Below are 6023 nucleotides of genomic sequence, written 5' to 3' on the forward strand. Positions count from 1 at the left end.
GGGTGAAATGGTATTCGGGGGAAGATCCGTCCGTTGACCTCCGGGTTCGGTCATCCCCCGAACGGGTGACTCAGCGGGTGTGTCCGTCGCCGGTGACGATGTACTTGGTCGACGTCAGCTCGGGCAGCCCCATCGGTCCCCGGGCGTGGAGCTTCTGGGTGGAGATGCCGATCTCGGCGCCGAAGCCGAACTGGCTGCCGTCCGTGAAGCGGGTGGAGGCGTTCACCGCGACGGTGGTGGAGTCCACCAATTGGGTGAAGCGGCGGGCGGCCGCCTGTGACGTCGTGACGATGGCCTCGGTGTGACCGGAGGACCACAGGCCGATGTGGGCCACCGCGGCCTCCAGGGAGTCCACGACCGCCGCGGCGATGTCGTACGACAGGTACTCGGTCTCCCAGTCCTCCATCGCCGCCGGGACGACCGTGGCCTTCGTCCCCTCGGCCTCGGCCAGCGCCAGCACCCGCTCGTCGGCGTGCACCGTGACCCCGGCCGCCGCCAGCGCGTCCAGGGCGCGCGGCAGGAACTCGGCGGCGATGTCCTGGTGCACCAGCAGCGTCTCCGCCGCGTTGCACACGCTCGGGCGCTGGGCCTTGGAGTTCACCAGGATGTCCACGGCCATGTCCAGGTCTGCCTGGGCGTCCACGTAGACGTGGCAGTTGCCGGTGCCGGTCTCGATGACCGGAACCGTCGACTCCTCGACCACCGTACGGATGAGCGAGGCGCCGCCGCGCGGAATCAGCACGTCCACCAGGCCGCGGGCGCGCATCAGCTCGCGCACCGACTCCCGGCTCTCCCCCGGCACCAGCTGAACGGCGTCCGCGGGCAGTCCGGCGCCGCCGACGGCGTCGCGCAGCACCTTCACCAGCGCGCTGTTCGAGTGGTACGCCGACGAAGAGCCGCGCAGCAGGACGGCGTTGCCCGACTTCAGGCACAGCGCGGCGGCGTCCACGGTGACGTTCGGGCGGGCCTCGTAGATGATGCCGACGACGCCCAGCGGGACGCGCACCTGGCGCAGGTCGATACCGTTGGGAAGCGTCGAACCGCGCACCACCTCGCCGACCGGATCGGGCAGCGCGACCACGTCGCGGACATCGGAGGCGATGGCCCGCACCCGCTCCGGGGTGAGGGTCAGCCGGTCGACGATCGCCTCGCTCGTGCCCGCCTCCCGGGCCCGCTCCACATCGACGGCGTTGGCCTCGACGATCTCCTTCGTCCGCACCTCCAGCGCGTCGGCCATCGCCAGCAGCGCGTCGTCCTTCAGGGCGCGCGGCAGCGGGGCGAGGTCGACGGCCGCGGCGCGCGCCCGATAGGCGGTCTGGAGGACCGGGGACTTCGGCCAGGGGTCGGTGAGCGGCGACGTGGGTGCGCTGGTCATGCAGGCAGCCTACTGAGCCGAGCGCGGCGATCCCTCCGGTATTCCGCTCTTCGAGATGGCCTTCTCACATCTCGGCGGCTCACCCGCCCCTTCAGAACGGGTGCACACCCACCGGGGACGCCGGTGGCGGCCCGTATCCCTCGGCGATCCGCTGGTGATACGTATCACGGTCGATGACCTCGAGCCCGACGATCTCCCAGGGCGGCAGCTTGGCCGTCGAACGGTGCTCACCCCACAGCCGCAGCGCCACCGCCGCGGCGTCGTGCAGATCGCGCGCCTCCTCCCAGTACCGGATCTCGGCGTGGTCGTTGGCGTAGCGACTGGTCAGCAGGAAGGGATGGTCGTGGGCCAGCTGCTCCAGCGCCCGCCGGACCTCCCGCAGCGGCGCCTCGGCACCCGAGACGCTCAGCGTGATGTGCCACAGCCGGGACACCTCGACCCGCTTGCCCTGCGCCGTCGCGTCCTCCGTCCCGGCATCGCCCGTCCCGGCGCCGGTCGCGCCGGCACCGTTCAACCCGACACTGGTCAGGGTGCGCTCCGCCGCCCCTCGGGGCGGCGCCCCCGGGCGCCCTCGTCTCACCGGCGGCCTCCTGTAGCTCGCTGCTCCGCTCACGCGCGGGCGGAGCACTGTGGTGCGGTGGTGCCATGGCCGGCGGTGCCGATCCGGACCCGCCGCGTTCCCACCGCGGGCCCGCTGCCCGCGCGACCCCGTTGAACAAAGTTGACCAGTCCTCGCGCGGCCGCGGGGCGTTTTTGCGGAAGGTAAGCCCCCCTTTTTTTGAGGCCCGGCTCACCTTTGGGGCCCCACCCGGCCGGTCGGGCGGGGCCGCCCCGGTCCGTGCGGGCCCCGAGGGGGCGGCTCATCCGTGGCGGTGCAGCACCACCAGGTCGTCCCGGTGCACGACCTCCCGCTCGTACGCGGGGCCCAGCTCACGCGCGAGGTCGCGGGTCGAGCGGCCGATCAGCCGCGGGATCTCCTTGGCGTCGAAGTTCACCAGTCCGCGGGCCACCGCGCGGCCCTCGGTGTCGCGCAGCTCGACCGGGTCCCCGGCGGTGAACTCGCCCTCCACCGCCGCGATGCCCGCGGGCAGCAGCGAGGTGCGGCGCTCCACGACGGCCCGCACCGCCCCGTCGTCCAGGGTGAGCGCGCCGCGGGGCTCCGAGGCGTGGGCGAGCCACAGCAGCCGGTCGGCCGAGCGGCGGCCGGTGCGGTGGAAGTACGTACCGGTGGGGCGGCCCAGCAGGGCGTCCCCGGCCTGGCTGGCGGAGGTGAGCACCACCGGGACCCCGGCCGCGGCGGCGATCCGGGCCGCCTCGACCTTGGTGACCATGCCGCCCGTACCGACTCCGGAGCGCCCCGCGCTGCCGATCGAGACCCCGGCGAGGTCCTGGGGGCCCTTGACCTCGTCGATCCGCGAGGTGCCGGGGGACCTGGGGTCGCCGTCGTAGAGCCCGTCCACATCGGAGAGCAGCACCAGCAGATCGGCCCGTACGAGATGGGCGACCAGGGCCGCGAGGCGGTCGTTGTCCCCGAACCGGATCTCGTCGGTGGCCACGGTGTCGTTCTCGTTGACGATCGGCAGGGCGCCCATGGCCAGCAGCTGGTCCAGGGTCCGGGTGGCGTTGCGGTAGTGGGCGCGGCGGCTGGTGTCGTCCGTGGTCAGCAGCACCTGGCCGACCCGGCGCCCGTAGCGCGCGAAGGAGGCGGTGTAGCGGGCCACCAGCAGGCCCTGTCCGACGCTCGCGGCGGCCTGCTGGCGGGCGAGGTCGCGGGGACGCCGGTCCAGGCCCAGGGGGGCGAGTCCGGCGGCGATGGCCCCGGAGGAGACCAGGACTATCTCCTTGCCGACCGCGCCGCCGTCCCCGCCCGCGTCCTGGCCGAGCACCTTCGCGAGCACGTCCACCAGCGCGTCAACCCGGTCCGCGTCCAGCCCCCCTGCCGCGGTGGTGAGGGAAGACGAACCGATCTTCACCACGATCCTGCGGGCCGCGGCCACCTCGTCCCGTACCGCCGACCCGTCCTGCTTCGCCACGCCTCTCCCCTGCTCGTCCCGGGCTCGTCCCCGGCTCTCACGCGCACCTCGCAGAAAGCGGAAACGCGTGTCCTGCACACTCACATCATGACAAGGGGGCAATCTACGTGAGCCGGTCCCCTGGCCGCCCGGCCATTTCGCCGCCGCTTCACCCCCGCGACGGCCGCCCGGACCGCTCCGCGGAGCGTTTGGGCCCGTTTCGGGGCGGTTGGCACCTGCGCGGATTGTCACCGGGCCAGACGGCGGCATACGGTCAGGGGTCCCCCCACTCGTCCACCGCCCTCCCGCCAGGAGCCCAACCCGTGCCCTCCGCCGGATTCGCCCCACGCCGGGTCGTACAGCTCACGGCGCTGCTCGCCATGGTGGTGTTCTTCACCACACAGCTCGTCGGCGCCGTGCTCCCGAACGTACCGCTCTTCATCGCCTCCTCGGCGTGCGGCCTCGCCCTCGATCTTTTCCTGCAGCACAAGCAGCCCGGTCTGCTGTCGCTGCTGGGCAAGGTCCGCTTCGACATCACGGTGCGCCAGCTGTTCCGCGACATGCTCATCATGGTCGGGCTGCTGCGGATCGAGGGAATAAATCCGCTGCACGAGCAGGCGCCGCTGACCGTCGGGCTGCTGCTCTTCTACGTCGTGCACTTCGCCTGCCAGGCGGCCGCCATAATGGTGCGCCGCACGCGGCAGCTGCCCTTCGTCACGCGCAACATCGACGCCTCCGCGCTGCGCCTGAGCGAGGCTCCGCCGCGGCTGTTCGCCCGCCAGCACGGCCGCCGGATGCTGCGGCTCGCCGCCCCGGCCACCGCCGGACTGCTGCTGACCGCCGGCACCAAGAACGGTGTCTGGGGGGCCGTCGGCCTCTCGATCGCCCTGCTGATCGGCATCGTCGGCACCGCCCACCTGGCCACCTGGCTGCTGCCGCGCAAGCGGGCGGTGAGCGAGGCGAAGGCCCTGGAGTGGCTCGACACCTGGCTGGCCGAGTACCAGCCGACCGTCGGCATGTACTTCTCGGGCGGCACCAGCTCCGCCTACCAGGCGAACATGTGGCTCTCCACCCTCGCCGCGCTCGACGGCAACCCCATCATCGTGCTGCGCGAGCGGTTCATGGTGCAGAAGATCGACGCGACGGACGTCCCGATCGTCTGCCTCCCCAAGGTCGCCCATCTGATGCGGCTGGAGCACTCGACGCTCAAGGTGCTGCTGCACCCGGCCAACTCGGGCAAGACCTCGCAGGTGCTGCGCATCCCCTCGATCAAGCACGCGTTCATCAACCACGGCGAGAGCGACAAGCTCTCCAGCTGCAACCCGTACGCCAAGGCGTACGACGAGGTGTGGGTCGCGGGCCCGGCCGCGCGCGACCGCTACCAGCTCGCCGACATCGGCGTCGAGGACAAGGACGTCGTGGAGGTCGGCCGCCCGCAGCTGGCGCCGATCCGCCCCTACGCGGGCGCCCCGACCGGTGAGTACACCACCGTGCTGTACGCGCCGACCTGGGAGGGCTGGGACGGCAACCCCGGCAACACCTCGGTCATCCTGGCCGGCGAGAACATCGTCCGCGAACTGCTCGCCGACCCCAAGGTGCGGCTGCTGTACAAGCCGCACCCGATGACCGGCTCCGTCGACCGGCGGGCCGGCCAGGCCAACGACCGCGTCAAGACGATGATCGCCGAGGCGAACGCCAAGCGTGGCGGGGCCCGTCCGCCCGCCGAGGCCGCGGCCGAGCTGAACCGGCGCGCCGAGGAGCTGAACCAGCTCACCAGCACCTCCTTCCGCAGCAGCGCGGACGAGATTGAGCGCATGAAGCTCCAGGGCACCCCGGACGACAACCGCGCCGCGGGCGTGGCGGCGGCCACCGCCGCCTGGGAGAGTGCCTACTGGACGTCGCTGCCGGACTGGGAGCACCAGGTCGTCACCGGGCCGCGGCCGGCCATCTTCACCTGCTTCAACCAGGCCGACGTGCTGATCAGCGATGTGTCGAGCGTCGTCTCGGACTACCTGACGAGCGAGAAGCCGTACGCGGTGGCGAACACCAGCGGGCTGAGCGAGGAGGAGTTCCGGGCGAACTTCCCGACCGTGCGCGCCGCCACGATCCTCACCCCCGAGGCGACGGAGGTCCCGGAGCTGCTGGAGGCCGTCCGCGACCCCGAGAAGGACACCCTCGCGGCCGCCCGCGCCGAGCTGAAGGTGCACCTGCTCGGGCCGTCCGACCCGCCGTCGCTGGTGCGCTTCGACCAGGCCGCGCAGACGCTGTGCCGGAAGGCCGACGAGCGCCGGGCGCGGATGGCCACGCGGCTGGCCGACGAGATCCCCGCGCAGCGGGAGGCCCGGGACGCGGCCGAGGAGACGGAGCTGGAGGCCGGATCGTCGGAGCCGGAGGAGACGGCGACGGTCTGAGCCGCCGCCGGCCACGCGCAAGGGCCCGGGAGCATCGCTCCCGGGCCCTTTGCCGTGCCACCGGTCCGTCGCGGCCGAGAGCCGCTGTCAGGGCCCGGGGCGGGGGCCGCCCGCCCCCGCCACGGCCCGCCTAGGGGGTGTCGTGTGGATCATGCCGGGCTCCCGACGCCGCTGTGACATCAGCCGCTGCCGCGGCGGGCGGCACCTCGCGGCCCCGCGCTCGTC

Annotated in this window: 4 protein-coding genes; 1 reads left to right on the top strand and 3 read right to left on the bottom strand. The window is 72.7% G+C overall.

Features of this window, described 5'->3' with window-relative positions; genetic code table 11:
- Positions 1-70 precede the first annotated feature (70 nt).
- From ABZ562_RS20235 to proB, 3 genes are all read right to left on the bottom strand, one after another.
- On the bottom strand, positions 71-1375 hold the full coding sequence (locus tag ABZ562_RS20235; protein ID WP_361481244.1) for a glutamate-5-semialdehyde dehydrogenase: 1305 nt from the start codon (positions 1373-1375) through the stop codon (positions 71-73).
- Between the two features lie 91 nt (positions 1376-1466).
- Entirely contained in the window at positions 1467-1955 is a 489-nt protein-coding gene (locus ABZ562_RS20240; RefSeq protein WP_361481247.1) for a hypothetical protein, read from the bottom strand.
- A 280-nt stretch (positions 1956-2235) separates the two neighbouring features.
- A complete protein-coding gene (gene proB, locus ABZ562_RS20245; RefSeq protein ID WP_361481264.1) occupies positions 2236-3372 on the bottom strand; it encodes a glutamate 5-kinase in 1137 nt (378 codons plus the stop codon).
- Positions 3373-3710: 338 nt separating this feature from the next.
- Here proB and ABZ562_RS20250 point away from each other — a divergent pair, with 338 nt between their 5' ends.
- Positions 3711-5798, top strand: coding sequence for a hypothetical protein (locus ABZ562_RS20250; RefSeq protein ID WP_361481250.1), 2088 nt, complete (start codon positions 3711-3713; stop codon positions 5796-5798).
- Positions 5799-6023: the final 225 nt, after the last annotated feature.

The organism is Streptomyces sp. NPDC019937, from assembly GCF_040631655.1.
Taxonomy (GTDB): domain Bacteria; phylum Actinomycetota; class Actinomycetes; order Streptomycetales; family Streptomycetaceae; genus Streptomyces.

Coding starts and splice junctions, on each gene's coding strand:
- ABZ562_RS20235 (WP_361481244.1), bottom strand. CDS start 1,375: ATGACCAGCGCACCCACGTCGCCGCTCACCGACCCCTGGCCGAAGTCC.